Source organism: Arthrobacter sp. MYb213, assembly GCF_002979915.1.
Taxonomy (GTDB): domain Bacteria; phylum Actinomycetota; class Actinomycetes; order Actinomycetales; family Micrococcaceae; genus Glutamicibacter.
The window spans coordinates 270,318-295,820 of sequence record NZ_PCQA01000005.1 but is presented as its reverse complement, the minus strand read 5'-3'; the positions used below and the strand labels follow the sequence as shown (position 1 = coordinate 295,820).

The following is a 25,503-nucleotide window of genomic DNA, read 5'->3' as shown; positions in this document are numbered from 1 at the left end:
CTGAACCGGGGTGGTGTCTGGTTCTTTTGGTGTTGTTTGCTGGTTCTCTAGGCCTAGTCTTTGACTGAACGAAAAACGCCGTCAGCGTCAGGACATTAAGGTCCTGACTGAAAGCAGCATAAGTGAATGAAAATTTCGTTCACTTATCTGGCCGGGACCTTCGAACCTTGTTGCTGGCTACAGCCAGCGCGGGCGACTTACTTCGGGCACTTCGCCGTGGCATGCGGTATTGGTTCCAAGTTTCGGCCCCGAACGAAAGTTTTTGCCAGTGGCCCCTCGCCCCTATCTACAACAACCGGATTGGCTATCAGCCCCGGATGTAAGTTCGAACCTGCGGTTGGTAGTGAACGAAATTTTCGTTCACTAAATTCTCTGAACCCACGCCAGACCCACGGCAGCCGTTTTGCCCTGTAGTCCTGCCTAAGGACAAATGAAAGATGGCGTGTAATGCGAATCCTTGCGGACTGCACTACACGCCATCTTGAAGATTTTCAGCCGAAATTACTCGACGAACTCTTCCATATCTACATCTTTGGTGTCACGGGTAAGGAACAGCGCCACCAAGGTGAGTACGGCGGCAATTGCCAGGTAGATGCCCACACCCGTCGTGCTGCCATTTCCTGCGCTCCACAACGCGATTGCCACGAACGAAGCCGGAGCTGCACCAATGACCGAGGACAGGTTGTAAGCAACCGCGGATCCGGTGTAACGCACGTTGGAAGGGAAAAGCTCAGGCAAATATGAGGCCATCGGACCGAAAGTTAGACCCATGAGGGTGAAACCGACAATCAGACCTGCCATCGCTGCAGCTTGTCCGGGGCCGAAGAATAGCGTCCAGGCTAAACCGAAAATTAGAATTCCGATGGTAACCCAAATCAAGAACTTACGACGGCCAAATTTCTCGGCCAACGGTCCCGAAACCATGGTGAAAATACCGAAGAATACGACACCGATAATCAGCATGGTCAGGAAGGTTGGGCGTTCAATTCCCAGACCTGGAACAAATCCTTCAGCGTTAAAGGTTTTGCCGGCCGCCTTCGCAGTAGCCTCCCCTTGTTCAACCGATGAAGCTGTAGTGCCGTATGTCAGGGTGAACGAGGTCATGAGGTAGAACAGCACGTAGGTAGCCAACATGATGAAGGTACCGGCCAGAGTTGGGCGCCAGTGGTGTTTCATCGTGACCGAGAAAGGCGATTTTACAACCTTCTTCTCGTTAAGTACCTTCTGGAATGACAAGGATTCAACGAGCTTCAAACGTACCCACAGGCCAATGACCACCATAACGGCGGAGAAGTAGAACGGTACGCGCCAGCCCCAAGCTAAGAACTGCTCTGCGGTCAAAGTGGTCTGCAGGACCACGAAGATCAGGTTAGACAGGATAAAGCCGACCGGTGCTCCCAATTGCGGGAAGGTGCCGTAGATAGCTCTCTTGTTCTTTGGAGCGTTCTCCGTGGCAAGCAATGCCGCGCCAGACCATTCGCCACCAAGCGCCAGGCCCTGAGCGAAACGCAAAATCACCAAAGCCAGCGGTGCGAGGATCGTCCAGTGCCCCTGCGCAGCAGGCAGGAAGCCCATCAGGAAGGTAGCGATACCCATCAGAAGCAATGACGCAACCAGAGTTCCCTTACGTCCCAACCTGTCGCCGTAGTGGCCGAAGATTATGGAGCCAAGCGGGCGCGCAACGAATGCCACACCAAAGATGGCAAAGGAAGACAAAATGGCGTTAATAGGCGTTGCGTTAGGGAAGAACAGCGTGGGGAAAACCAATACCGACGCGGTGGCGTAAGCATAAAAGTCGAAGAATTCGACGGTGGTGCCGATCATGCTGGCGAACAGCACGCGACCCCTGGTGTTTTCCTTTGGCGCTACTGTCTGGTTAGCCTGCGACATGCTGGCGGCTCCTTCTAGGATGCGAATAAAGGCTCGTTTATGACTTCAATAATGGTACGTCGAACTGACCAGCATGTGGATACTTGTGTCCAACATTCGGACACATTTCTTTCATCAAGTTATTTTGACCTTGAGTTTGGACGCTGACCTGCTGAAAAATCACTTCAAAATAATGAGACTGAAGAGCTTCAGATCCCAGCGGCGCTTATACCAAAAACGTGTCCGCGTGTGAAGCGCTTCACACAAATTCCGCTAAATTTGAACGTGGCTGGCAGCGCAGATTGCAGTGGAACCCGAAAACTGAAAAAGCCGGGCTTCCTGATCACATCAGGAAGCCCGGCTTTTACTCGGAACGGGTGAAACTACATACGGCGGTGCAACCGTCGCGCAGCTTCAGCCAACGAACCTGACAAGGATGGGTAAACCGAGAAGGTTTCCGCGACATCATCTACGTGCAAGCTGTTTTGCACGGCGAGCGCGAGTGAGAAGATGAGCTCACTGGCACGTGGTGCAACGACAACGCCACCAATAACGGTTCCCGAACCCTTGCGTGAAACGATTTTCACGAAGCCCTTTTCAACGTTCATCATCTTTGCACGAGCGTTCGTGTTCAGATCTACCTTGATGATGTTGGCCTGGTATTTGCCTTCGGCTACTGCCCGCTGGGAAACACCAACCGTGGCAATTTCCGGGGAAGTAAAGACGTTCGAGGAGACCAGATTCAAATCCAATGGCTTCACTGAGTCACCTAGCAAGTGAGCTACGGCGATACGCCCCTGCATAGCTGCTACCGACGCCAACGCGAAGACACCGGTGCAGTCACCGGCCGAATAAATGTTCGTCACGGTGGTGCGTGAAACGCCATCAACCTTGATGTGGCCAGAATCAGTTAGCTGCACGCCAACTTCTTCTAGTCCCAGACCTTCGGTGTTAGGAATACCGCCAACTGCAATCAGGCAGTGGCTTCCTTCAAGCACTCGGCCGTCTGCCAACGAAACGAAGACCTTATCGCCCTTACGCTCGACGCCCTCGGCGCGAGCCTGTGAGACAACGTTTACACCGTTTTCTTTGAAAGTGTCTTCCAGTACTGCCGCGGCGTCTGCATCCTCGCCCGGAAGCACACGATCACGCGAGGAGACTAAGGTCACCTTGGCGCCTAGGAGATTGTAGGCGGAAGCGAACTCTGCACCGGTAACACCGGAACCAACGACGATCAGGTGCTCTGGCACCTCGTTCATGTTATAAATCTGGGTCCAGTTGAAGATGCGCTCGCCATCTGGTTTGGCGGTAGGAAGTTCACGCGGGTGGGCACCGACAGCCAGCAAAATTGCGTCTGCTTCGATGGTCTGTTCCGAACCATCTGGGTGACTTACGGCGATGTTTTTACGGTCTAGGAGACGGCCTTCGCCGACCACAATACGCACTCCGGCACGTTCTAGGCCGGTACGAATGTCGCTGGACTGCTCCTTGGCGAGTTCCAGCAATCGGTGGTTGACCACCGAGAAGTCGGTTTGCGCGTCATCGATACCCTCGATGTGTACACCGAAGGTTTCCGCGTGCTGGACACGGCGTACCGCGTCAGCGGTGGCAATGAGGGTTTTTGACGGTACGACGTCGGTAAGAACCGCCGAACCACCCATCCCTGCACGTTCCACCACGGTGACATTGGCACCTAGTTGGGCGGCTCCCATGGCAGCTTCATAGCCACCTGGTCCACCACCGAGGATTACTAAACGGGTTGCTTTATTCCTAGGATCTGCGCTCACATTTCCCATTGTTCCCCATGCACAGCTTTTGCGCACATCACGATCGAGTGAATTTCCTCCATATGCCACCGGTTCCACCTGACAAAGGGGCTACCTACCGGTAGCGTATTTCACGTGAATGATATGCAAAATGACCCACAGGCGTTGGCGGCACAGGCCGCCCAGGTAATTGCCGAGCAAACTAATGTCGAAAAGCACGATATTGCTCTGGTCCTCGGCTCCGGCTGGGGCGAAGCCGCTGAGCTAATTGGCGAGCGAACCCACACGCTCGATGCCACCACCATCCCTGGCTTCCATGCTGCGGCCGTACCCGGCCACCGCGGCACTATTTCCTCGATTCTGACCGAATCGGGTAAGCGCATTCTTGTCCTTGGCGCGCGCACCCACTACTACGAGGGCCGTGGTGTGCGTTCGGTAGTGCACCCCATCCGTACGGCAGCGGCCGCCGGTTGCACCCAGCTGGTGTTGACCAACGGTTGTGGCGGGTTGAACCCGAATTGGACCCCGGGCACCCCGGTCCTGATCTCGGATCACATCAACCTCACCGCGACTTCTCCGTTGGAAGGAGCCACCTTTGTGGATCTGACCGACCTGTACTCTTCGCGCCTGCGTGATATTGCTCGTGAAGTTGACCCAACCCTGGACGAGGGCGTCTACGCACAGTTCACCGGTCCACACTACGAAACCCCGGCAGAGGTGCAGTACGCCAAAACCATTGGCGCCGATCTGGTGGGCATGTCCACCGCTTTGGAAGCCATTGCCGCCCGCCACGCTGGAATGGAAATTTTCGGCATTTCGTTAGTCACCAATTTAGCTGCCGGTATTAGCCCCATTCCGCTAAGCCATGAAGAGGTCATTGAGGCCGGCCAGACCGCCGGCCCACGCATCTCCAAGCTACTGGCACAAATCATCGCCCGCCTCTAGGCGAGAAACACTTTCACCTGTAGAGCCAAGGAAAACGATGAATCAAACCGAGAAAAACCAACTCCTCGCGCAGGCAACCGACTGGGCCGCTCAGGATCCTGATCCGGCCACCGCCCATGAGCTTCGTGCACTGATCTCCAACGTTGAGTCCGGCGACGGACCTGCATTAGAAGATCTAGCCGATCGTTTCAGCGGAGTACTCGAATTCGGCACCGCCGGGTTGCGTGCCGAGCTTGGCGCCGGCCCCATGCGGATGAACCGGGTAGTGGTGATGCGCACCGCTTCCGGAATCGCGCGCTTTTTGTCCGAGCGCGCCGCCGGGGCGTACACCCCTAAGGTGGTGATCGGTTTTGACGCACGTTATAACTCGGATGTGTTTGCCACGGATTCGGCTGCGGTGTTTACCGCGGCCGGATTCGAGGTATTGCTGATGCCTTCGGCACTGCCCACACCAGTGCTGGCATGGGCAGTGCGCACCTTTGGTGCCGAAGCCGGCGTGATGGTCACGGCCAGCCACAATCCGCCGCGCGATAACGGTTATAAGGTCTACGTCGGAGGAAAGGTTGCCGACGAGGTGGGCCGCGGCGCACAGATTGTCTCCCCCATCGACGCGCAGATTGCCGCGTTGATCGATGCAGATCAACCCGTAGCGGACATTAAACGCGTCGACTCGGGCTGGACCGTACTTCCGGGAGCCGGCGAAGATGGCGACATCGAAGCGTCCTACCTAGATTCAATCGGTAACGTTATTCCTCGCGCCGATGGATCACTTGCCGCCGCACGAAAGAATCTGAAGGTGGTAGTCACCGCGATGCACGGCGTCGGTGGGCACACCATGCGTTTAGCACTGCTCAACGCCGGGTTCAGCGACGTACATATGGTCCCCGAGCAGGAACATCCGGATCCAGATTTCCCGACGGTGAAGTTCCCTAACCCGGAGGAGCCAGGCGCCATTGACTTATCCCTTGCACTAGCTCGGAAGCTCGGAGCGGATCTGGTCATTGCTAATGACCCGGATGCAGACCGTTGTGCCGCAGCCATTCATGACGGTAGCGCTTGGCGAATGCTGCGCGGGGACGAGGTCGGTTGGTTACTCGGCGACCAACTTTCGCGCATCCTTCCGGCCGAGCAGAAGCTGGCAAATTCCATCGTTTCATCTCGCATGTTGGCGGCTATCGCCAAGGACAGCGGAAGAGAACATGAGGAAACGCTCACCGGCTTTAAATGGATTGCCCGCGTGGAAAACCTCGGATTCGGCTACGAAGAAGCGTTGGGCTACGCGGTAGCCCCTTCACTGGTGCGTGACAAGGACGGTATGTCCGCGGCTTTAGTTCTCGCAGATCTAGCGGCGGAGCTGAAGGCCAGCTCAAACAGTATCCAGGGCAGGTTAGACGAGCTCGCGGCCAAACACGGCGTACATGTCACCGACCAGCTTTCGATGCGCTTCACCGACCTGTCGCAGATCCCGGTGCTGATGGACAAGATCCGCACCCACGCTCCGGCGCAGCTTGCCGGAGCGGCGGTCACCGAGGTCACTGACCTTTCACAAGGCACCGAGAAGCTGCCTGCCACCAACGCCATGGTGCTGCACACCTTCACCGGCGCACGCGTTATTGTGCGCCCCTCGGGCACAGAGCCAAAACTGAAATGCTACCTGGAAACCGTAGAGCATGCCGAGGATCTGGCTGACGTTCCGGCGGCTCGGGCACGTGCCACGGCGCAGTGCCAAGCGATCAAGACTGAACTTGAAGCATTCCTCACAAACTAATCCGAACCTACGAACGAATAAAAGAGGATCACGATGTCCGAATTAAGTGCTCGCGAAATCGCTGGCTACATTGACCACACCCTGCTCGCGCAGAATGCCTCCCGCGAACAGATCATCACGATCTGCGAGGAAGCGAAGAAGTACGAATTTAAATCAGTCTGCGTTAACCCACTATGGGTATCGACCGTCTCGCGCGAACTGGCAGAGTCCAACCTGTTGACTTGTTCGGTGATTGGTTTCCCACTGGGCACCTCCACCACCGCGACCAAGGTCTTTGAAACCCGCACCGCGGTAGCCGACGGCGCCAATGAAATCGATATGGTCATCGATGTGGCCGCAGCGCTGCGCGGAGATCGTGACTCCCTGGTCAACGAGATCTTCGCCATTGCACAGGCAGCCCATGAGGGTGGCGCAATCTTGAAGGTCATCATCGAAACCTGCCTACTCACCGACGAGGCAAAGGTGCTCGCTTGCGAGGCAGCGAAGGCTGCCGGAGCCGATTTTGTGAAGACTTCAACCGGCTTCTCTACCGGTGGCGCGACAGTTGAAGACGTCGCGTTGATGCGTCAAACCGTCGGCCCAGACCTCGGAGTGAAGGCTTCGGGCGGGGTGCGCAGCGTCGAAACCGCGCGGGCAATGATTGCTGCCGGCGCAACACGTCTCGGTTCCAGCTCAGGAGTTGCTATCCTAGAGGGAGAGCAAAGCGGATCCGCTTACTAAGATCCCGCACCCATTCGTTTCCTCAAGGAGAAAAAGTGTACTCGAACGGCAAGAACACCGCCCACTCAGGTGAAGGTCGCCTCGTTGGCAACATCGTTAATACCCTAATCTTCACGGTGATGTTCGCTGCCGGTCTTTACGCCCTGTCTTACTGGACGTTGGAGACCGCTTGGTGGCCAACCATTGCATGCTTCGCGCTGTGCTTCTTGGCCTTTGCGATTCCAATGCACCTGATGGGTCGCGCGGACTCTATCGAAGAGGCAGCCGCAGCAAACGCTGCCCTGTAATTTTCGCTTGAGCATTGTGGGGGAGGCCGAAAGGCCTCCCCCACAATTCGTTAACCGGGTATTCTGCCCTTGTTCCAGATCATGACGCGCACTAGCCTCGACTTATGATCAGTACTTTTAGTGAACAGCTCGAGGTCTTCTGGCGCAGCGCCAAGGGGAAAAGCCCACAGACGCTACGCGAAGAACTTGATGAACTACTGGCTCAGCGGCCAGCCGGAGACGCGGTGGTACTCTTTGAGCGAGCCTCACTGCACGACTATCTCGGCGAAGAAGCCCAAGCCGTGGAACCCTACCGGGCGGCGATAGCCACCGGCCTTGAACCAGACAAACTGGACGAAGCGCGTATTCAACTAGCCAGCACGCTACGCAACTTAGGCGAAGCCGGCCAGGCGGTGGAACTATTGCAATTGATCCAGACACCAAGCCACGTGTACCGCGATGCTCAGGCATTCCTAGCGCTCGCCCTATACGATGCAGGAGAGCCCCAGCAGGCGCTACGTGTAGCTTTGCAAACGCTGGCACCCACCCTCAGCCTTTATGGACGTCCGGTACGTGACTACGCCAAGGAACTGGCGGGCACCAGTTAATCGGTACCCGCCACCGGCTACTGAGCGTTGCTCGGCACCACCGGGGCAGGCTCGAAGATCCCGTAAAGCAGACGCTCGGCCCATTCAAGGATCGCTTCATCGGCGAGGTCCCGTCCGCCCACCGGAGAGGTACGCGGCTTCGGAATGAAGATCGCGTTGAGCGCAGGCTTATTTACGGCTCCCGGGTAGAGACGTTCCAAACGAACCTGACGGCTGGCCGGAAGATCCTCAATCTTTGCCGGGGAGACCTTGATATGGTTACCGATCTGCTGAATATCACGTAACCCCAAGGCCCTGGCACGCACGCGTAACGCCGCCACCCGCATCAGATTCTCCACCGGCTGCGGAAGCTTGCCGTAACGGTCTTCGAGCTCTTCTTGAACCTCGGCGAGCGCCTGCGCACTTTCGGCGGCCGCAATATTTCGGTAGGCCTCCAACCGCAAGCGTTCGCCAGGAACATACTCGTGCGGCAGGTGAGCATTGACCGGAAGTTCAATCTTCATCTCGGCCGCTTCTTCTTCGCCCTCACCCTTAAAGTCTGCAACGGCCTCGCCGACAAGACGCAGGTACAGGTCAAAGCCAACCCCGGCAATATGCCCGGACTGCTCACCGCCAAGCATATTGCCCGCCCCACGCAACTCCAGGTCCTTCATGGCCAGCTGGTAGCCAGAGCCTAGTTCATTGTGCGCGGCGACGGCTTTGAGCCGTTCCAGCGCCACCTCACCCAAAGGCTTTTCCACGTCCCAGAGGAAGTAGGCGTAGGCACGTTCACGGGCACGGCCCACACGGCCGCGCAGCTGATGCAACTGGGACAAACCATAGTTATTCGCCCGGTCCACAATCAGCGTGTTGGCGTTAGAAATATCTAGCCCGGTCTCGATGATGGTGGTGGACACCAGCACATCGAATTTCTTCTCCCAGAAATCCTGGATGATCCGTTCCAACCGTGTTTCGCTCATTTTGCCGTGAGCCACTTCCACACGTGCCTCGGGAACTAGCTCGCGCAATTCCGCGGCAACCCGGTCGATGGATGATACCCGGTTATGAACAAAGAACACCTGACCATCACGCATCAGCTCGCGCTTGATAGCGGCAGAAATCTGCTTGTCGCTGCGCGGCCCGACGAAGGTGAGCACCGGATGGCGTTCTTCGGGCGGGGTGGCAAGCGTGGAGGTCTCACGGATGCCGGTAAGGCTCATTTCAAGGGTTCGCGGAATCGGGGTGGCGCTCATGGCCAACACGTCCACGTTGGTGCGCATCTTCTTCAGCTCTTCCTTGTGCTCTACACCGAAGCGCTGTTCCTCATCGATAATCACCAGCCCAAGGTTCTTAAACTGCACGGTCTTGGACAGCAACCGGTGGGTACCGATGACGATATCTACCGAACCGTCCTTGAGCCCGGCAAGGATTTCCTTGGATTCCTTGGCAGTTTGGAAACGTGAAAGCGTGCGTACCCGCAGCGGGAACCCCGAGTACCTTTCGGTGAATGTTTGGTGGTGCTGTGAGGCTAGCAGCGTGGTGGGTACCAAGATGGCCACCTGCTTTGAATCCTGTACTGCCTTAAATGCCGCACGTACCGCAATTTCGGTTTTACCGAAGCCGACGTCGCCGGAGATGAGCCGGTCCATTGGGACCTCGCGTTCCATATCCTGCTTGACTTCGTTGATAGCCGTCAGTTGGTCCGGGGTCTCCACATAAGCAAAAGCTTCTTCCAGCTCGTTCTGCCACGGAGTGTCCGGGCCAAAGGCATGGCCACGGCTAGCCATGCGCGCCGAATACAGCTTGATCAGATCCCCGGCGATCTCCTTGACCGCCTTGCGTGCCTTGGACTTGGTACTAGCCCAATCCGAACCACCCATCTTGGACATGCTCGGAGCTTCACCACCCACATATCGGGTAATGAGATCCAACTGTTCCATGGGAACGAAGAGCCGGTCCCCCGGCGCCCCACGTTTGGACGGCGCGTATTCCACCACCAGGTATTCACGCTTGGAATCCTTGGACGAACCCGAAACCTTACGGGCCACCAATTCCACGAACTTTCCGATACCGTGCTGTTCATGCACGATGTAGTCCCCGGTCTGCAATGACAGCGGGTCCACGGCGTTACGCTTGCGCTTGGCACTGAGCTTACGGGTTTTACGATTTCCGTACGCACTGGAGCGACCTAAGAGATCCGCCTCGGTGAGCAGGCCGAATTTCAGTGCTTCGAAGACGAATCCGCGTCCTGCGGTAGCCTGTGTGATTTCTATCAGGCCTGCGGTGGGTGCTTCGGTGAGCAGCTCCACCCGGTGCGCAGGGATCTGGTATTCCTGGAATAGCTCGGAGAGCCGGGCTGCCGGGCCGGGGCCTTCGGTGGCTACAACAATCCGCCATTGATCCTTGATGCGACCGGAGATGAATTCCATCATCGCCTCGACATCACCTTGGTATCCGCGCGGTTCGCGTGCCTCAACGCGGATTATTGCCGCGCTTAGGTCCAGATCTTCATCGGAGCCCAGTGAGGTTAGTGACCACCAGGAGACCTGTGCGTTTTTGGCGTTTTCCACGGTTTGCGCCAATGACGCAAAATCACCGGAGGCGAGCTTGCGCCCCGACTCAGCGGTGCTTAGATCTAGAGGCGCCGCCGCTCCATCGGAAGCCGAAGCCCAGGCTGCGGCGAGGAACTCAGCGTTGGTCTCATTGAGGTCATGGGCACGGGTGCGCACACGCTCCGGTTCCATGACCAAGGCGATGGAGGACTGTGGAAGTAATGACAGCAGTGGGACCATTTCATCGACCAGCAGCGGGGCCAAGGATTCCATACCCTCAACCGCGATACCGCCGGCAATTTTAGTGAGCATCTCGGTGGCCGCTGGGAAATGTGCTTTCAGGTTTGCCGCTCGGCCCATCACCTGTGGGGTAATGAGCATTTCACGGCAGGGGGTAGCAATAATTTTTGTTGGGCCCGCACCGTCTAAGGAACGCTGATCAGCGATGGAGAAGTAGCGCATGGAGTCGATTTGTTCACCGAAGAAATCGATGCGTATCGGATGTTCAAGGGTTGGCGGGAACACATCGATAATGCCACCGCGTACGGCAAACTCGCCACGGTGGGTCACCATATCCACGCGTGCGTAGGCGGCAGCCGCCAAATCACGGATGACCTTTTCAAAACCCGGCTCGGCGTCGAGTTCCAACAGCACCGGACGCAGCTGGCCCAGTCCTGCCACCAGAGGCTGGAGTACGGCGCGAATGGGGGCAATGATGACCTTGAGGTCCGGGTCTTGGTCGTTAAGTCTGCGCAAGACCTCCAACCGACGTCCCACCGTATCGCTGCGTGGTGAGAGCCGTTCATGTGGCAAGGTCTCCCAGGAGGGGAATTCGGCGATTTGAGATTCTGGCATATAGGCGCTCAGTGAGGCCGAGACCTCTTCTGCTTCGCGTCCTGTGGCCGTGACAATGAGCATCACCGCGTGGTTGTTCCCCGCGATGAGTCCTTCGGTGGCATGCGCCCCAAGAATGGCGCGCATGCCTTGCGGAGCGGCAATCTCTAATTCTTCGCTACGTATTGCAAAGGGTTGGGAGGCGCTTTGCTGGATTCGCCTAAATGACGGTTCCTCGCGCAGGAAATCATGAAGTCCGGATAGGCTCATGTTGCAAAAGTTCCTCTCACTGACGGCAAAACAGCTACGTGGCGCACCACAAACAGCGACCGCAAAATCTTTCCGCGGTCGGCGCAATGCCAATATGTTGTTTTATGTTGCCTTCCTAGCCTACCTAACCGGTGAGAGCAGATAGGGTTAATACCGACCAGAAACGGCACGGAACCTAAGTTTGTTCCGCACGACCGCCGAACCTTTTTAGATTGGGATTCGCATTCATGGCATTGAACGCAAGCACGCAGATCGCCCACCGCGCGGACCAGGTCATTGCGACCCTAGCCGACCGCGGTTTCGCCGAGCACCTCACCTCTCTCGCTAAGGGCAGCTTAAGCAGCTTCACCGTGGACGGTGACACCGCAGGGGCATTTACCCTGACCACGGTCCGTGCGCTACCCACCGACCGAGTACCAGACTTCGCTCGCAAGTTTGTGGGTGCCTCTATCGACGTCACCCAGGTTGAGCAGTGGAGCGCACCGGATGCTGCAGGAAACCGTTCGGCGACAGTGAAGATCACCGTGGCAGGTGTCCCGGTGACTGTTTCTGGAACTGAAACTTTGAAAGCCCAAGGAGAGAGCACCAACTTCGCAATTGATGCGAAGGTTTCTTCATCGATTCCGTTCATTGGCGGCAAAATTGCTTCGGCAGCCGAGCCCTACCTGGGTAAGGCACTGAACATGCAAGCCGCACAGGTCAACGAATGGCTTTCTAAGTAAGCAAGTCGTAGTTCAACACAAATTCCCGGGACAGTGTGAAGATACAATGGCCCGGGATTTGTGGCTCCAACCACTTTTCGCGTTAGGGTAGAACCTAGGTGTGCCGGGAAGTCTGGTCGGCGAACAATTTGTCATTTAACGGAGTAAGCGAGTTTAGCTATGACTCAAACGCCATCTTCGGGTTCGCCAAAGAACCTGTTTTCGCGCCCAAGTTACAAAGAATCTGTGCGTATCGGAGATATCCTACGCAAAGAAACAGTCGGCGGCATGGTTCTCATTGCCGGCGCAATCCTGGCCCTGATCTGGGCCAACACTCCAATGCGAGATTCTTATTTTGCGTTGCGTGATTTCCACTTCGGACCCACCTTATTCGGTGTGGATCTGAATCTCTCCATCGGTCACTGGGCCGCAGACGCCCTACTAGCGGTGTTCTTCTTCCTGACCGGTTTGGAGCTGAAGAAAGAATTCGCCATTGGCGACCTGCACAACATCAAAACCGCCGCCGTTCCGGTGGCCGCTGCCTTTGGTGGTGTTTTAGTTCCCGCACTTATCTTCGTAGCCATTGCCGCCGGTTCTGGTGGAGGCACCGAGCTACTGCGTGGCTGGGCTATTCCCACGGCAACGGATATTGCCTTTGCCGTCGCGGTCCTCGCGGTAATCGGCTCGGCACTACCAGCCTCCCTGCGTATTTTCCTGCTGACTCTTGCCGTGGTCGATGACCTGATCGCAATCGTGATTATCGCCGTTGTTTTCACCGATGACCTGAAGTTTGAGTACCTCGGATTGGCCATCATTCCGATTATTCTCTTCACGATTCTTGCCCGTTACCTTGGCAAGTTCTTCGCAAAACGAGCCTGGGCCGCATGGCTGATCTTGTTGCCGCTGGGCATTTTGACCTGGATCTTCGTCTTTGGTTCGGGTATTCACGCAACCATTGCCGGTGTAGTTTTGGGCTTCTGTGTGCCAGTGAAACGCACCGATGGTCGCGAAGGGATCGGTTTAGCCGAACGCTTTGAACACCGATTCCGACCACTGTCTTCAGGTTTCTGCATCCCCATCTTCGCCTTCTTCGCCGCCGGCGTGACAGTTATTTCTCCAGACAAGGGCAGCGGAGGATTACTAACAGATCCAGTCTTCTGGGGAATTGTCTTAGGCCTAATCCTCGGCAAGCCGATAGGCATCATGGGCTCCACTTGGCTCTTGACGAAGTTCACTAAGGCCTCTTTGGATAAAGACGCACGATGGGGTGACCTCTTCGGGGTTACGCTGCTAGCCGGTATCGGTTTCACCGTCTCGCTGTTGGTCTCCGAACTATCATTCGGCCTTGAATCGGCCCACTATGAACATGCGAAGGTCGCGATTCTGGCCGGGTCATTTGTCGCCGCGATCCTAGGTGCCATCTGGCTGGTTCCACGTAACCGACGCTATAAGGAGATCGCCGCACGGGAATCGCGTGACGATAACCAAGACGGCATTCCAGATGTTTATCAGGCGGACGACAAATAACCCGCTGACAATAAAAACGGCTTTGGCCTTCACCTGCGTGAAGGCCAAAGCCGTTTTTATTTTGAATACTAAGTTGCTAGGTCTTGGCCTGCTTAGGCGCTTGCGCCGAGCATAGCGGCCTCTGCCGCAACCCAAGCGAGCATTGCGCACTTGACTCGTGCAGGGAACTTAGAGACGCCCACAAAGGCGGCAGCGTCTTCGAGTACTTCTTCATCGGGTACCATGGCGCCGCGCGAACGCATCATTTCACGGAAGACTTCCAGCTTGTCCAAAAACTCGTCTTTGGTAAGTTCCGGAAGCATTTCGCTGAGCACCGAGGCGGATGCCATAGAAATCGAACAGCCGTCGCCCTCCCAGCTCATCGCGGTGAAATGATCATTTTCACCGACTGCGACGCGAACTCGAATCTGATCTCCACAGATCGGGTTGTGCTGGTGCGACTCACCATGCAGCTCACCGGCGGCAGGGTCCACCAGAGGCGACCCAATACGCCTCTTTGCATGGTCGAGGATTACTTGCTGGTACAGCTGATCTAATTCATTCATTTAGACTCCAAAGTATTCACGCACGGAGGAAACTGCCTCGATCAGTGCGGTAATGTCTTGCTCGGTGTTGTACAGGTAGGTGCTCGCACGAGTTGTGGCCGAAACGCCTAAGGCTCGGTGCAGCGGCTGGGCACAATGGTGTCCCACACGCACCGCAATACCCCGTGAATCTAGGTACTGTCCCACATCATGTGGGTGCACTCCGATCACTTCGAAGGGCACCGTACCAATACGTGCAATGCCTGAAGGTCCAAAAACGCGGACACCTTCAAGGTTTGACAGTCCTTCAAAAAGCATCGCGCCGAGGTGTTCTTCCCAGGCGGCAATGCGATCCATACCGACCTCATCCAGGTAGCTGGCGGCGGTAGCCAATCCGTGCACCTGTGCCACACGCTGGGTTCCTGCTTCGAATCGCTGCGGAGACGGGAGGAATTCTGCGTGTTCCATATCAACAACGGTGATCATTGAACCACCGGTGAGGAATGGTGGCATCGCGTCCAATAGTTCAGCACGGCCATACAAGGCACCGATGCCGGTAGGACCTAACATCTTGTGACCGGAGAACGCCATGAAGTCTACGTCCAAAGATTTCACGTCGATCGGCATATGCGGGACCGACTGGCACCCGTCCAGTACGGTCAGCGCGCCTACCGCTTTGGCAGCGGAAACAAATCGCGCCACATCGGTGATGGTTCCCAACACGTTCGATACGTGGGTGAAGGCCACCAACTTAGTCTTGCTGTTGATTAGTTCATCAAGCATCTCGTAGCGCAGTGCGCCCTGTTCATCGACCGGGACGTAACGCAGCGTTGCTCCGGTGCGGAAAGCCAGTTCCTGCCAGGGGATGAGGTTTGCGTGGTGTTCGAGTTCGGTGACTAAAATTTCATCGCCGGCCCCTAGACGGAAGCGTTGTGCTTCGTCCCCACCACGGCCGAGGGACGCGTTAGACATGGAGTACGAGATGAGATTTAACGCTTCGGTGGCGTTGGAGGTCCACACTAGTTCATTGCTGCGCGCACCGATGAACTTAGCTACCGTTTCGCGGGCCTGTTCAAAAATATCGGTGGCTTCCACCGCAAGGCTATGCGCTCCACGATGCACCGCAGAGTTGGCGTACTCGTAGTAGTGCTGTTCGGCTTCGTAAACACAACGAGGCTTTTGGCTCGTCGCGCCAGAATCCAGATATACGAGATCCGTGCCGTTGACTTGGTGCTCCAGGATTTCGAAGTCTGCTTTGATGCGCTCAACCTCTGAAAGAGAGAGCGCCTCTGTTGCTTCTGGGTGACCGATTACCGTGTGCACTTGGTCCTCCGAGGTGATGGATATGGTTTGCCCGCTCAGATTTGGCGATTAGGCAATGGGTACATTGGCTAATTATTCCACTCTAGATCTCGAATCTCATCTAAGTTAGGCCTTAGTAAGCAATGCCTCATCCAAAAGAACAGCGCCCGGTACACTACCCACTAGGGGCAGCGCACCGGGCGCAGTGACTAAGCTAACTTTACGAAGTGTGAAATTTTCCCTGTGCGGCTTCTAAACCGGAAGACATCAACAGTTCCACGGCGTCAGCCGAATTATCGATCAGGAAAGGCAAATTCTGTTTCTCTGATTTAGAGAAGTCTTGCAAGACCCAATCGGCAGTATCCATGCGACTGGTGGGCCGTCCAACACCTGCGCGAACTCGCAAGTAGTCTTTAGAGCCCATGGCTTTAGAGATATCGCGCAGACCGTTGTGGCCGCCTTCTCCGCCGCCTCGCTTGAGCTTGACGGTGTCAAAAGGAATGTCGATTTCATCGTGCACCACGATCAAATTCTCGACACCAATTCCAAAAAATTTTGCGAGATTCGCAACCGGGCCACCGGAAAGGTTCATGTAGGTCATCGGTTTGGCCAACACCACCCGTGGTCCACCAACGGATATTCGTCCCTGAATGATCTGGGCACGCGATGGGTGAGTCTTAAATTTCGAGCCGACGCGTTTGGCCAATTCGTCGAGCACCATCTGCCCGACATTGTGTCTATTGCCAGCGTAGCCGGGCCCAGGATTCCCGAGCCCGGCTACCAGCCAAGTATCACTACTCATAAGTTTTAGCTACTAAAAGCTGTATTCGCTCCGAGGACCGAACTTACGCAGCGATCAGTAGATCCATGTGATCAACGGTACGGTTGATTGCGTGGATCTGAATGTCCTTGATGGAGGTCGTAACTTCCTTGCCATCGATGTTCAGAACCAGCTGAACGCCGCGGTCACGGATAGCCAAGGTGGTCTCGTGGATTGGCAGCAAGATGTGCTGTGGCTCGGAGCCTGCACCGTAGATTACTGCTGGGATCAGGCCGTCACGACGAGCCTGACGGGCTGCGCCCTTGCCGAAATCGGAACGAACTACGGCGTCAAGGTTGACAGATGCCATGATGAATCTCCTTATTGTGATTGAATGCTTCTTTTTACGCCCTGCGTGGACCTGGGAAGCATCCATCATCTGGAGATGAAAGAGCTTTTCCGGCCTTGTCGATAACGGTCACATCAAAAAGATGATTCCCTCGCCTGAGCACAAGTAGAAATTCTACCAGCAAGCAGGCGAGAGTAAAAAATCTGTACCCTACGCCACAACTCTGAAAGATCCCGGCAGCACTAGCCACAATGCCCGGTAGTGTGGGCAGGAAAGATCATTCTTCGGTGGCCTCAAGCCATCCGATATAAAGGAGTACATATGAGCGCCAAACAACCAGCGATGTCACCATCCGATATGCCCGTTGCCGAGGTTCTCTCCCGCGCCCCAGGCGCACGTCGTGAGGAAGCCGAGCAGCTTCTAGCACTCTTCCAAGAAATCACCGGCTTACCACCGGTTGTCTGGGCGGAGCGCATCATCGGTTTCGGTGAGTACGAATACCGTTACGACAGCGGTCGTAGTGGACACTCGCCGTTGATGGCATTTGCGCCAGGCTCTGCAAAACACACTATTTATCTGCAAAGTGATTTCGCGGCAAAATGGCCCGAGCTTCTTGGCGCGCTTGGCCCGCACAAGGCCAGCAAAGCATGCCTTTATCTAGGCCGCTTATCCAAAGTTAATCTGGAAGCATTGCGCGAGCTGCTGGCGACTTCCTACGCCTTGGCTCTCACCGAGGCTGGTCAGTAACTTACTTATGGTGGTGCGCAGTCCCGCCTGACCTATACGAATCAGCCCATGTCCAGGAACAGCGTGCTCAACGTTGGGAATGCTCCGGATAGTTCGCTCACGGTAGCTTCGCTGGCACTGGGCGGCGATGACTTCCCCAAGGGATTTTATCTTCGTACCGTCGGTGACCAACAGTGGTTACGCGGTTACCGATGCACCGAGGCGCACCGCTTCTCCCCCAACGACCATTTCATTTTTCTCGCGGCTAGTTAGCCCGATTATCTTGTAATGACCGCCGGGAACCTGCATCTTAAAAGCTATTTTAAAGACCAATGGCCGGCACCCGAAGGTGCCGGCCATTGGCTTGCGAAACGAGAACTACTAGGCGCGACCGTCGAATAGGTTCGTGACAGAACCCTCGTGGAAGACCTCAGAGATGGCGCGTGCCAGCATCGGAGCGATCGAAAGAACCGTGAGGTTCGCGAAGCGCTTTTCTTCTGGGATTGGCAGGGTATTGGTGACCACAACTTCGGTGGCACCGCACTCGGCCAGACGCTGCGCGGCAGGGTCGGAGAAGACCGCGTGAGTTGCCGCGATGATGACATCCTTCGCGCCGGCTTCCTTCAACACGCGCACTGCGCCTGCAATGGTTCCACCGGTGTCGATCATGTCATCGATCAGAACCGCGGTACGGCCGGCAACCTGGCCTACTACGGTCTTGGACTCGGCCATATTAGGCACGGTCAAGTCACGGGACTTGTGCACGAATGCTAGTGGGGCGCCGCCGAGGCGTTCGGCCCACTGCTCAGCCACACGAACACGTCCGGTGTCTGGGGAGACCACGGTGATTGGGTCATCGCCCACCCGGTCACGGATGTAGTCCGCCAACAGTGGGAAGGCAAATAGGTGGTCCACCGGACCGTCAAAGAAGCCCTGGATCTGCGCGGTGTGCAGATCGCAAGAAATAATACGGTCAGCGCCAGCGGTCTTGAACAGGTCCGCTACCAGACGAGCCGAGATTGGCTCGCGGCCACGGCCCTTCTTGTCCTGACGAGCGTATGGGTAGAACGGTGCGACCACGGTGATACGACGTGCCGAGGCACGCTTCATCGAATCAATCATGATCAGCTGTTCCATCAGCCAATTGTTTAGTGGGGCTGGGTAGGACTGCAGCAAGAAGACTTCCTTGCCACGTACCGACTCGTCCGAACGCACATAGATCTCGCCGTTAGCGAAGTCGTAGGCGTTCAGCGGGAGCAGTTCGGTGTCCAGTTCCTTAGCAACTTCTGCTGCTAGTTCCGGGTGTGCCCGGCCGGTGGCCAGGACCAGCTTTTTATCGACATTATGGCTGATTTCACTCATGGGGTTTGCTTTCTCGCTCGCTTCGCTATCACGTATGAGGTGGTCTGAGGAAATGAATTCCTCGAATGAATTATTCGGAAGCCGAGTTATTCAACGAGGACTTGAATGCGGCATCGGCCGAGGGGGTGCCTGGACGCTTTTCCAGCGTCCAACCTTCGGTGTTCCGCTGCGGAGCCACGGACAACGCTAGTGCGCCAGCCGGGACGTTTTTACGGACGATAGCACCAGCACCGGTGTAGGCGCCGTCCCCGAGTTCAACCGGGGCGATGAACACGGTGTTCGAGCTGGTGCGCACATGCGAACCAATCTTGGTTCGGTGCTTCTTTTCGCCGTCGTAGTTTGCGGTGATGTTGCCACACCCAATATTGGTGTACTCACCGATTTCAGCATCCCCGGCATAACCCAGGTGTGAGAGCTTAGAACCGCGACCAATGGTCACGTTCTTGGTTTCGTAGAAAGCGCCAATCTTGCCGTCCGGACCCAAGTCGGTTCCGGGACGCAGGTAAGCGAAGGGGCCAACGCTGGCGCCTTCGGAGATCCGCGAGTCGGTAGCGTCGGTGCGCTTGACCGTAGCGTTCTGGCCAACAACCACGTTGGTCAAGGTGGTGTCTGGACCAACCACGGCGTTGGTACCGATGATGGTTTCGCCGTGTAGCTGGGTGCCTGGCTTCAGGGTGACATCTTGGCCGATCATGACCGTGGCGTCGATCCACGTGGTCGCCGGGTCAATGATGGTCACGCCTTGGCGCATCCAGAATTCGGTCTTGCGCTCGTTGTAGATGCGCGCGAGGTTGGAAACCTGAACGCGGTCGTTGGCTCCCTCGATCTGCCAGCGGTCGGCAATCTGTGAGGAGGCGACTCGGCCACCGCGGGCACGGGCAATGGCCAGTACGTCGGTCAGGTACATTTCGCCCTGCGCGTTGTCGGTGGTGACCTCGGTCAGCGCCGAACGCAGCATGGCTGCATCAAAAGCATAGATACCGGAGTTGATTTCCTTGACCGCAAGCTCTGCCTCGTTGGCATCCTTCTGCTCACGGATCCCGGAAACTTCACCGTTTTCATCACGCAAGATTCGGCCGTAACCCGATGGGTCATCCAGCTCGGTGGTCAACACGGTGACAGCGTTCCGGCTCTTTTCGTGGGTGACCACGAGGCCTGCCAGTACTTCGCTGGTGAGCAATGGCACATCGCCATAGGTCACTACGACGGTACCTTCGAGGTCTGGATCTACCGCGTCAAGTCCCTGCTGCACGGCACGGCCGGTGCCAGGAATGTCATCCTGGTCTGCGATGGTGATGCTTGGGAACTGCTCAACGATATGAGCTGCAACGAGGTCACGTTGGTGACGCACTACGGCGACCAAGCTCTTCGGTTCCAGTGCGGAAGCGGCGTGCAATGCGTGAGAAATCATTGAACGACCTGCAATTTCATGCATGATCTTCGGCTTAGCCGATTTCATCCGGGTTCCTGCGCCTGCGGCGAGGACGATAACGGCTACTGGTGCGTTGACCTGATCGCTCAAGTGCTTTCTCCTGCGAAGTCGAGTATGAGGTTTCTGGCATCAAAATAAAACCCCGCTGACAGTCTATCGCGATGAGGAAGATCGGCTTAACTGGCGTTCAAAAAGAAAAGCGCCCACAAGGGGCGCTGAGAGCTAAATGGTTCCGCCCGTAGGATTCGAACCTACAATGCACAGCTCCAAAGGCTGGCGTGTTGCCATTACACCAGGGCGGAAAACGTACCTGACGAGCATCGCCCGTTAAGTACGCTAATTATTCTGCCACGATCTAGAGTCTGAGTGAAATCGCACAACACCTTAGTGAAAGATAATCTTCTCTATGGCCTTCAGATCGGTACTAAATAGTTCTCGATTTGCGTCGCTTCGTAAACTAGAGGTGTGGCTCATTTACTCGGAGGCGAAGCCCTCCATCTCGAATATCCCACCCACGTCGTATTTGACTCGGTCACCATCGGTATTTCCGAAGGCGACCGTATCGGTCTGGTGGGACGCAATGGCGAAGGCAAATCTTCGCTCCTACGCATGCTCGCGGGCAAAATCGACCCTCACTCAGGGCGTGTGACCCGACGTGGAGACGTAACCGTCGGGGTACTAGACCAGAGTGACACCCTCGATTCAGACTCCACCGTGCATTACGCACTGGTAGGTGACATGGAAGCTCACGAGTGGGCCGGTGAGGCTCGCATTCGTGACGTCATCGGTGGACTTGTGGCAGACCTGGATTGGGAAGCACAAATTTCAACGCTCTCCGGTGGCCAGCGTCGCCGTGTCGCCTTGGCTGCACTGCTAGTTCAAGACTGGGATGTGGTCATCCTCGACGAGCCAACTAACCATTTGGACGTCGAAGGTATTTCCTGGCTGGCTACGCACCTGAACAACCGTTGGTCCAAGAACTCCGGCGGACTGATGGTCGTCACTCACGACCGTTGGTTCCTCGACGAAGTCTGCACCAATACCTGGGAAGTGCACGACCGCTTAGTTGAGCCTTTCGAAGGTGGCTACGCGGCCTACGTCCTGCAGCGTGTGGAGCGTGACCGTATTGCTGCGGTCACCGAAGGCAAGCGTCAGAACATGATGAAGAAGGAACTTGCTTGGTTGCGCCGTGGTGCCCCGGCACGTACGGCCAAACCAAAGTTCCGTATTGAAGCGGCCAACCAGCTGATTGCCGACGTTCCTCCGGTACGTAACCCGCTGGAATTGAAGAAGATGGCCACCACCCGTTTGGGCAAGGACGTGGTGGACTTGCTGGACACCGAGGTCAGCTTCGGAGACAAGCAAATCTTGAAGCCGTTTACCTGGCGTATTGCTCCGGGTGAACGTACCGGGTTGCTCGGTGCCAATGGTGCAGGTAAATCCACCCTTTTGGGTTTGATTGCAGGCACCGTAGTACCTACCGGCGGTACCATCAAGCGCGGTCAGACCGTGAAGTTGGCGGTGCTAGATCAGCAGTTCCGTGAGTTGGAGAAGATCGGTGAAGACCGCGTTCGCGAAGTCTTGGCTGGATTCCGCACCACGTTTAATGTGGACGGCAAAGATCTGACTCCAGCGCAGCTGCTGGAACGTTTGGGATTCTCCTCCGCACACCTGTCCACCAAGATCAATGAGCTTTCCGGTGGCCAGCGCCGCCGTCTGCAGTTGCTGATGATCTTGATGAATGAACCGAACGTCATGATCCTCGATGAGCCAACGAACGACGTCGATACCGACATGTTGGCTGCTTTGGAAGATCTGCTTGACTCCTGGCCTGGCACGCTCATCGTCGTGTCGCACGACCGCTACCTGCTAGAACGTGTCACCGATCAGCAGTACGCCATCTTGGACGGCAATTTCCGCCATGTGCCAGGCGGCGTTGACGAGTACTTGAAGTTGCGTAGCGCCGAAGGCGTCAAGGGCTCAGGCAATCCGGCCGCTGCGTCCTCGAACGGTACTTCTGCCAACACCAAGGGTCTAAGTGCCGCGGAGCTTCGCGCCACTCAGAAGGAACTGAACGCTAACGAGCGCAAGGTCGGTCAGTTGCGGGACAAGGTTGAGAAGACTCATACCAAGATGGCCGCACACGACCAGAGTGACTACGAGGCTTTGGGCAAACTAACTGCCAGGATCAACGATCTTCAATCTCAGATTGATGAACTCGAAGAACGCTGGCTTGAGCTCACCGAAATCCTCAGCTAGTCATAGCTGGTGGTGCAATAACTAGGTATTTCGAATGAAGTGGTGGTCCAGAAAGTAATTTCTGGACCACCACTTTTCGTTGTGGCACTGTGCCGGTGCTCGTGGGGAAGTTCGTGGGGATCATTATTGATGATGACCCCAATTCATTCGATTCATCTGCCACTAAGCTAGTGAAACGATCACTAATTCTCGGCTATCCACCTAGGCTCCGGTAAATGCACACAGCAGGACGTTCGGTCTCGATAGAGACGATAGTTGAGGCAGCCATTGCGGGGCTGCCACTTCGGATTCGACGCGCGCAACGAACAACCATCAATGAGGGTTCGGCCCATGTGGTGGTTCTTCTGGAGGATCACGCAGCGATACGAGTGACCCGCGATTTGTTTACTGCTCATAAGCTTCGCCGAAGGCAACAACTCGTTGATTCAATTCCAAGCGACATTGGATTAGTCGTGCCACGCTCGCTCGGACCGGTTGTCGAAGTCGAGGGACAAGCGGCGGTGGCTACGGAATTCGTTTCCAGCGCTCCTTGCCCTGCCGGTGAAGGCGATCCGGAGGAACTTCAACGTCTGTTGGAAGCAGTTTCTTCAATAGATCCCGCCCCTCTTCAGCCGATACTCAACGAGCCATTATCGTTCTGTGGCGGCGCGAATTGGTATTCCGTTCAAATTGAAGAGGTCATTCCGAGAATTGATCAGCAATTTAGAAATCTTGCTCGTAAGGCAATTGAGGAACTTTCGCATCTTGAACCCGAAGAGCAGGTATTCTCCCATGGTGATCTGGGCGGATATAACGTCATGTGGCAGCGGGGGCGGGCAACCGGAATTCTCGATTGGGATTTGTCCTCGATAAGTGACCGCTCTACCGACCTCGCGTCTTTGGGTGTCTGGCACGGATGGCAGAAACTCTCAAAAATCGCCAGTGCCCATCAGGTTAATCGGGCCGGTATTCGGCGAAATACCTTTCGACTCCAACAACTCGGTTTTTTAATCATCGCGCAAAGGCCAGAACCGGAAATCTCAGCCGCTATCGGCAGGGCTAATAAATGGATCGCCGAAAATCTCGCCTAAGAACTAAGCTAGCTTCGTAGATTGCGCAATGGTCCTTCATGGTGCTTTACCTCGCCGGAACGCTATTGCCCGCAAGCGTTAGCGTCAGGTTGGTGGTTTGCCGGTCCGGTAAAGGGAACCTCCTGTGAGAAGGACCCAATTAGTACTTTGTAGACCACTCGATCTTTTGGAGAAGCTCAAGCTCTTCCGCTCTGTTGAGACCTGAGCGACGGTCTCGAGCAAGTCCGCGCGCACGTTCATCGGTCAGCACGTCCTCAAGAGTTTGAGTCACGCTGCGTTGAATTCCGCCGGCAGCTCTGAATCGGTCACCACTACGCTGGGCAAAGGCTACATCGTCTAAAGGAAGCCAGAGCGGCAAGGACTGTGGTCCGGCCCAGTAGTTAATTTCCTGCTCTTTCAACCAGGTATCGTCAGCTGCGATCAGTTCACCGGTAAACCCCGCGACCTTCGCAGCAGAAATCAGAAGATCAGAAAAATTGAGCTCTCTGCCAACTACGTTGTAGATGCCAGTGAGTCCAAGACAACCAGCATCGATGAGCCAAGATGCTAGATCACGGACATCAATGAACTGAACATAACGGCCATCGGTACGCGGCACCAGAACCTGTCCGTTCTCAGCAAGGGCAAAGCGTGACACCCAGTAGGAAAAACGATCACTGGTGTCCCCCGGCCCAGCAATAAGTCCGGCTCTAGCAATGAGCAAGCGGTCGCCGACTGCTCGCTCGGTGATCTGCTCGGCAATAACTTTGGCGTGCGCATAATTGTCTTGGTCTGTGGCTTCAACGAGTTTGGCGTCTTCTGACGCTCCTGGTTCATCATTATTTTCATAGACAGACACCGATGAAACGAGTGTCCAATGCTTCGTTTGATTGGCCAAAGCTTCCAACGCACCTTCAACGAGGTCCCGTGCGTAGGACAGCTCTATAACCTCATCCCAGTCAACGTTTTTGACCTCGTCATACGCCGCAGGCAGTTTTCTGTCCGAGGCGACGAATGTGACTCCCTGTGGGGCCGTGCCTGAGACACCGCGAGCCAAGATGGTGACATCTTCGCCTGTGGCCACTAGTTGTTCCGCGAGTTCGCGGCCGAGCCATGCTGTGCCACCAAGGATGAGTGTCCGTGTCATGATGCCAGTCAACCGCACAAGTGACGGCGATAACAGAAAGTTCACGCGGAGCGCAGATTCTAGATGCAAAGAGAAATGACTCTTTGCACCAGCGCGTTGATGCAATCGACTTTCAGTTGCGGTGAGCTCCTGCTGAAGACTGATTAGACCAGCTACCTGCAATAGCGCAATTATTTGAATCCTTCGGGGCGCTTTTTACCGGGGAGCATGGTGAAGTCAACGACTGAGGACGGCGCGGTCCTAGCCAGGCAGGTTGGCTTCGATAGCCTCGATAATGGCTGGATCATCGGGCACCGTCCGAGGGCGGAAGCGCATTATTTCGCCGGAGGGCAAGATCAAGAACTTCTCAAAGTTCCAACTCACACGCCCTGACTTCCCGGCGGCATCCTTGGTCTTCTTTAATTCGGTGTACAGCGGGTGCTCGCTCCTGCCGTTGACTCGTACTCGATCAAAGATCGGAAAGCTCACCCCGTAAGTGGTGGAACAAAATTTCTCAATCGCCTCGTTGCTTCCCAGCTCTTGTAGGAACTGATTGCTAGGGAAACCCAGCACGGTGAAGCCGCGGTCCTTGTAGGTACTTTGGAGTGTTTCAAGGGTGGCATATTGGGGCGCCAGTCCACAGCGGGAAGCAACGTTCACCACGAGGATGACCTTCCCGGAGTAGTCAGCCAGGGAGGTCTTGCTTCCGTCCATCTTCACGATGGGAATGGCGTTGATGTTCATACCTGATTCAGCAATCTACGGTTCTATTACATTCCCGACGGGCTAGATTGATTGGTGCTGCCCGG

The 25,503-nt window shown here is 55.9% G+C and carries 21 protein-coding genes, 1 tRNA gene and 1 pseudogene; 11 read left to right on the top strand and 12 right to left on the bottom strand.

Going from position 1 to position 25,503, the window contains the following annotated elements; genetic code table 11:
* Positions 1–501: 501 nt before the first annotated feature.
* Both CQ011_RS13815 and CQ011_RS13810 read right to left on the bottom strand, forming a co-directional pair.
* Positions 502–1,890 carry an MFS transporter gene (locus tag CQ011_RS13815; RefSeq protein ID WP_105678281.1) on the bottom strand — a complete coding sequence of 463 codons (1,389 nt, stop codon included), beginning with the start codon at positions 1,888–1,890 and terminating at the stop codon, positions 502–504.
* A 362-nt stretch (positions 1,891–2,252) separates the two neighbouring features.
* Positions 2,253–3,665 (bottom strand): NAD(P)H-quinone dehydrogenase, encoded by a 1,413-nt coding sequence (locus CQ011_RS13810; protein WP_105678280.1) that lies wholly within the window; start codon positions 3,663–3,665, stop codon positions 2,253–2,255.
* 114 nt (positions 3,666–3,779) lie between these two features.
* Between CQ011_RS13810 and CQ011_RS13805 the strand changes: the two genes are divergently transcribed.
* From CQ011_RS13805 to CQ011_RS13785, 5 genes are all read left to right on the top strand, one after another.
* Positions 3,780–4,580 (top strand): purine-nucleoside phosphorylase, encoded by an 801-nt coding sequence (locus tag CQ011_RS13805; protein WP_105678279.1) that lies wholly within the window; start codon positions 3,780–3,782, stop codon positions 4,578–4,580.
* 37 nt (positions 4,581–4,617) lie between these two features.
* Positions 4,618–6,348 carry a phospho-sugar mutase gene (locus CQ011_RS13800; protein ID WP_105678278.1) on the top strand — a complete coding sequence of 577 codons (1,731 nt, stop codon included), beginning with the start codon at positions 4,618–4,620 and terminating at the stop codon, positions 6,346–6,348.
* Positions 6,349–6,381: 33 nt separating this feature from the next.
* Positions 6,382–7,068 (top strand): deoxyribose-phosphate aldolase, encoded by a 687-nt coding sequence (gene deoC, locus CQ011_RS13795; RefSeq protein WP_105678277.1) that lies wholly within the window; start codon positions 6,382–6,384, stop codon positions 7,066–7,068.
* Between the two features lie 35 nt (positions 7,069–7,103).
* Positions 7,104–7,355, top strand: coding sequence for a hypothetical protein (locus tag CQ011_RS13790; protein ID WP_096256656.1), 252 nt, complete (start codon positions 7,104–7,106; stop codon positions 7,353–7,355).
* A gap of 104 nt (positions 7,356–7,459) precedes the next feature.
* Entirely contained in the window at positions 7,460–7,942 is a 483-nt protein-coding gene (locus CQ011_RS13785; protein WP_105678276.1) for a tetratricopeptide repeat protein, read from the top strand.
* Between the two features lie 17 nt (positions 7,943–7,959).
* Here the strand turns inward: CQ011_RS13785 and mfd are convergent, their stop codons facing one another.
* Complete coding sequence (mfd, locus tag CQ011_RS13780; RefSeq protein WP_105678275.1) at positions 7,960–11,577, bottom strand: transcription-repair coupling factor; 3,618 nt, start codon at positions 11,575–11,577, stop codon at positions 7,960–7,962.
* A gap of 227 nt (positions 11,578–11,804) precedes the next feature.
* Between mfd and CQ011_RS13775 the strand changes: the two genes are divergently transcribed.
* Positions 11,805–12,299 carry a DUF2505 domain-containing protein gene (locus tag CQ011_RS13775; protein ID WP_105678274.1) on the top strand — a complete coding sequence of 165 codons (495 nt, stop codon included), beginning with the start codon at positions 11,805–11,807 and terminating at the stop codon, positions 12,297–12,299.
* 159 nt (positions 12,300–12,458) lie between these two features.
* On the top strand, positions 12,459–13,805 hold the full coding sequence (gene nhaA, locus CQ011_RS13770; RefSeq protein ID WP_105678273.1) for a Na+/H+ antiporter NhaA: 1,347 nt from the start codon (positions 12,459–12,461) through the stop codon (positions 13,803–13,805).
* A 92-nt stretch (positions 13,806–13,897) separates the two neighbouring features.
* Here the strand turns inward: nhaA and sufU are convergent, their stop codons facing one another.
* From sufU to CQ011_RS13750, 4 genes and pseudogenes are all read right to left on the bottom strand, one after another.
* Positions 13,898–14,350, bottom strand: a complete 453-nt coding sequence (gene sufU, locus CQ011_RS13765; protein WP_096256651.1) for a Fe-S cluster assembly sulfur transfer protein SufU — start codon at positions 14,348–14,350, stop codon at positions 13,898–13,900.
* Positions 14,351–15,652 (bottom strand): SufS family cysteine desulfurase, encoded by a 1,302-nt coding sequence (locus CQ011_RS13760; RefSeq protein WP_286161198.1) that lies wholly within the window; start codon positions 15,650–15,652, stop codon positions 14,351–14,353.
* A gap of 199 nt (positions 15,653–15,851) precedes the next feature.
* Positions 15,852–16,433 carry an aminoacyl-tRNA hydrolase gene (pth, locus tag CQ011_RS13755; RefSeq protein ID WP_105678272.1) on the bottom strand — a complete coding sequence of 194 codons (582 nt, stop codon included), beginning with the start codon at positions 16,431–16,433 and terminating at the stop codon, positions 15,852–15,854.
* A 55-nt stretch (positions 16,434–16,488) separates the two neighbouring features.
* Positions 16,489–16,761, bottom strand: a pseudogene (locus CQ011_RS13750) (50S ribosomal protein L25); the annotation flags it as partial.
* A 300-nt stretch (positions 16,762–17,061) separates the two neighbouring features.
* On the opposite strand from CQ011_RS13750, the gene CQ011_RS13745 reads away from it, so the two are divergent.
* Together CQ011_RS13745 and CQ011_RS13740 are read left to right on the top strand one after the other, a co-directional pair.
* Complete coding sequence (locus tag CQ011_RS13745) at positions 17,062–17,487, top strand: DUF1801 domain-containing protein (RefSeq protein WP_105678270.1); 426 nt, start codon at positions 17,062–17,064, stop codon at positions 17,485–17,487.
* A 48-nt stretch (positions 17,488–17,535) separates the two neighbouring features.
* A complete protein-coding gene (locus tag CQ011_RS13740; protein ID WP_146112628.1) occupies positions 17,536–17,739 on the top strand; it encodes a hypothetical protein in 204 nt (67 codons plus the stop codon).
* A gap of 108 nt (positions 17,740–17,847) precedes the next feature.
* Here CQ011_RS13740 and CQ011_RS13735 read toward each other — a convergent pair whose 3' ends face one another.
* The 3 genes from CQ011_RS13735 to CQ011_RS13725 all read right to left on the bottom strand — a co-directional run bounded on the left by CQ011_RS13735 (position 17,848) and on the right by CQ011_RS13725 (position 20,562).
* Positions 17,848–18,828 (bottom strand): ribose-phosphate diphosphokinase, encoded by a 981-nt coding sequence (locus CQ011_RS13735; RefSeq protein ID WP_096256646.1) that lies wholly within the window; start codon positions 18,826–18,828, stop codon positions 17,848–17,850.
* A 70-nt stretch (positions 18,829–18,898) separates the two neighbouring features.
* Positions 18,899–20,350, bottom strand: coding sequence for a bifunctional UDP-N-acetylglucosamine diphosphorylase/glucosamine-1-phosphate N-acetyltransferase GlmU (glmU, locus tag CQ011_RS13730; RefSeq protein WP_105678268.1), 1,452 nt, complete (start codon positions 20,348–20,350; stop codon positions 18,899–18,901).
* A gap of 137 nt (positions 20,351–20,487) precedes the next feature.
* Positions 20,488–20,562 (bottom strand) — tRNA-Gln (locus CQ011_RS13725).
* Positions 20,563–20,725: 163 nt separating this feature from the next.
* Here CQ011_RS13725 and CQ011_RS13720 point away from each other — a divergent pair.
* Both CQ011_RS13720 and CQ011_RS13715 read left to right on the top strand, forming a co-directional pair.
* The gene (locus tag CQ011_RS13720; RefSeq protein ID WP_105678267.1) at positions 20,726–22,519 is read left to right on the top strand and encodes an ABC-F family ATP-binding cassette domain-containing protein; all 1,794 of its coding nucleotides are present in this window, start codon (positions 20,726–20,728) and stop codon (positions 22,517–22,519) included.
* Positions 22,520–22,734: 215 nt separating this feature from the next.
* The gene (locus CQ011_RS13715) at positions 22,735–23,589 is read left to right on the top strand and encodes a phosphotransferase family protein (protein ID WP_105678266.1); all 855 of its coding nucleotides are present in this window, start codon (positions 22,735–22,737) and stop codon (positions 23,587–23,589) included.
* A 139-nt stretch (positions 23,590–23,728) separates the two neighbouring features.
* Here the strand turns inward: CQ011_RS13715 and CQ011_RS13710 are convergent, their stop codons facing one another.
* Both CQ011_RS13710 and CQ011_RS13705 read right to left on the bottom strand, forming a co-directional pair.
* Positions 23,729–24,715 (bottom strand): NAD-dependent epimerase/dehydratase family protein, encoded by a 987-nt coding sequence (locus CQ011_RS13710; RefSeq protein WP_105678301.1) that lies wholly within the window; start codon positions 24,713–24,715, stop codon positions 23,729–23,731.
* A 240-nt stretch (positions 24,716–24,955) separates the two neighbouring features.
* Entirely contained in the window at positions 24,956–25,438 is a 483-nt protein-coding gene (locus CQ011_RS13705; protein WP_181148127.1) for a glutathione peroxidase, read from the bottom strand.
* Positions 25,439–25,503 lie beyond the last annotated feature (65 nt).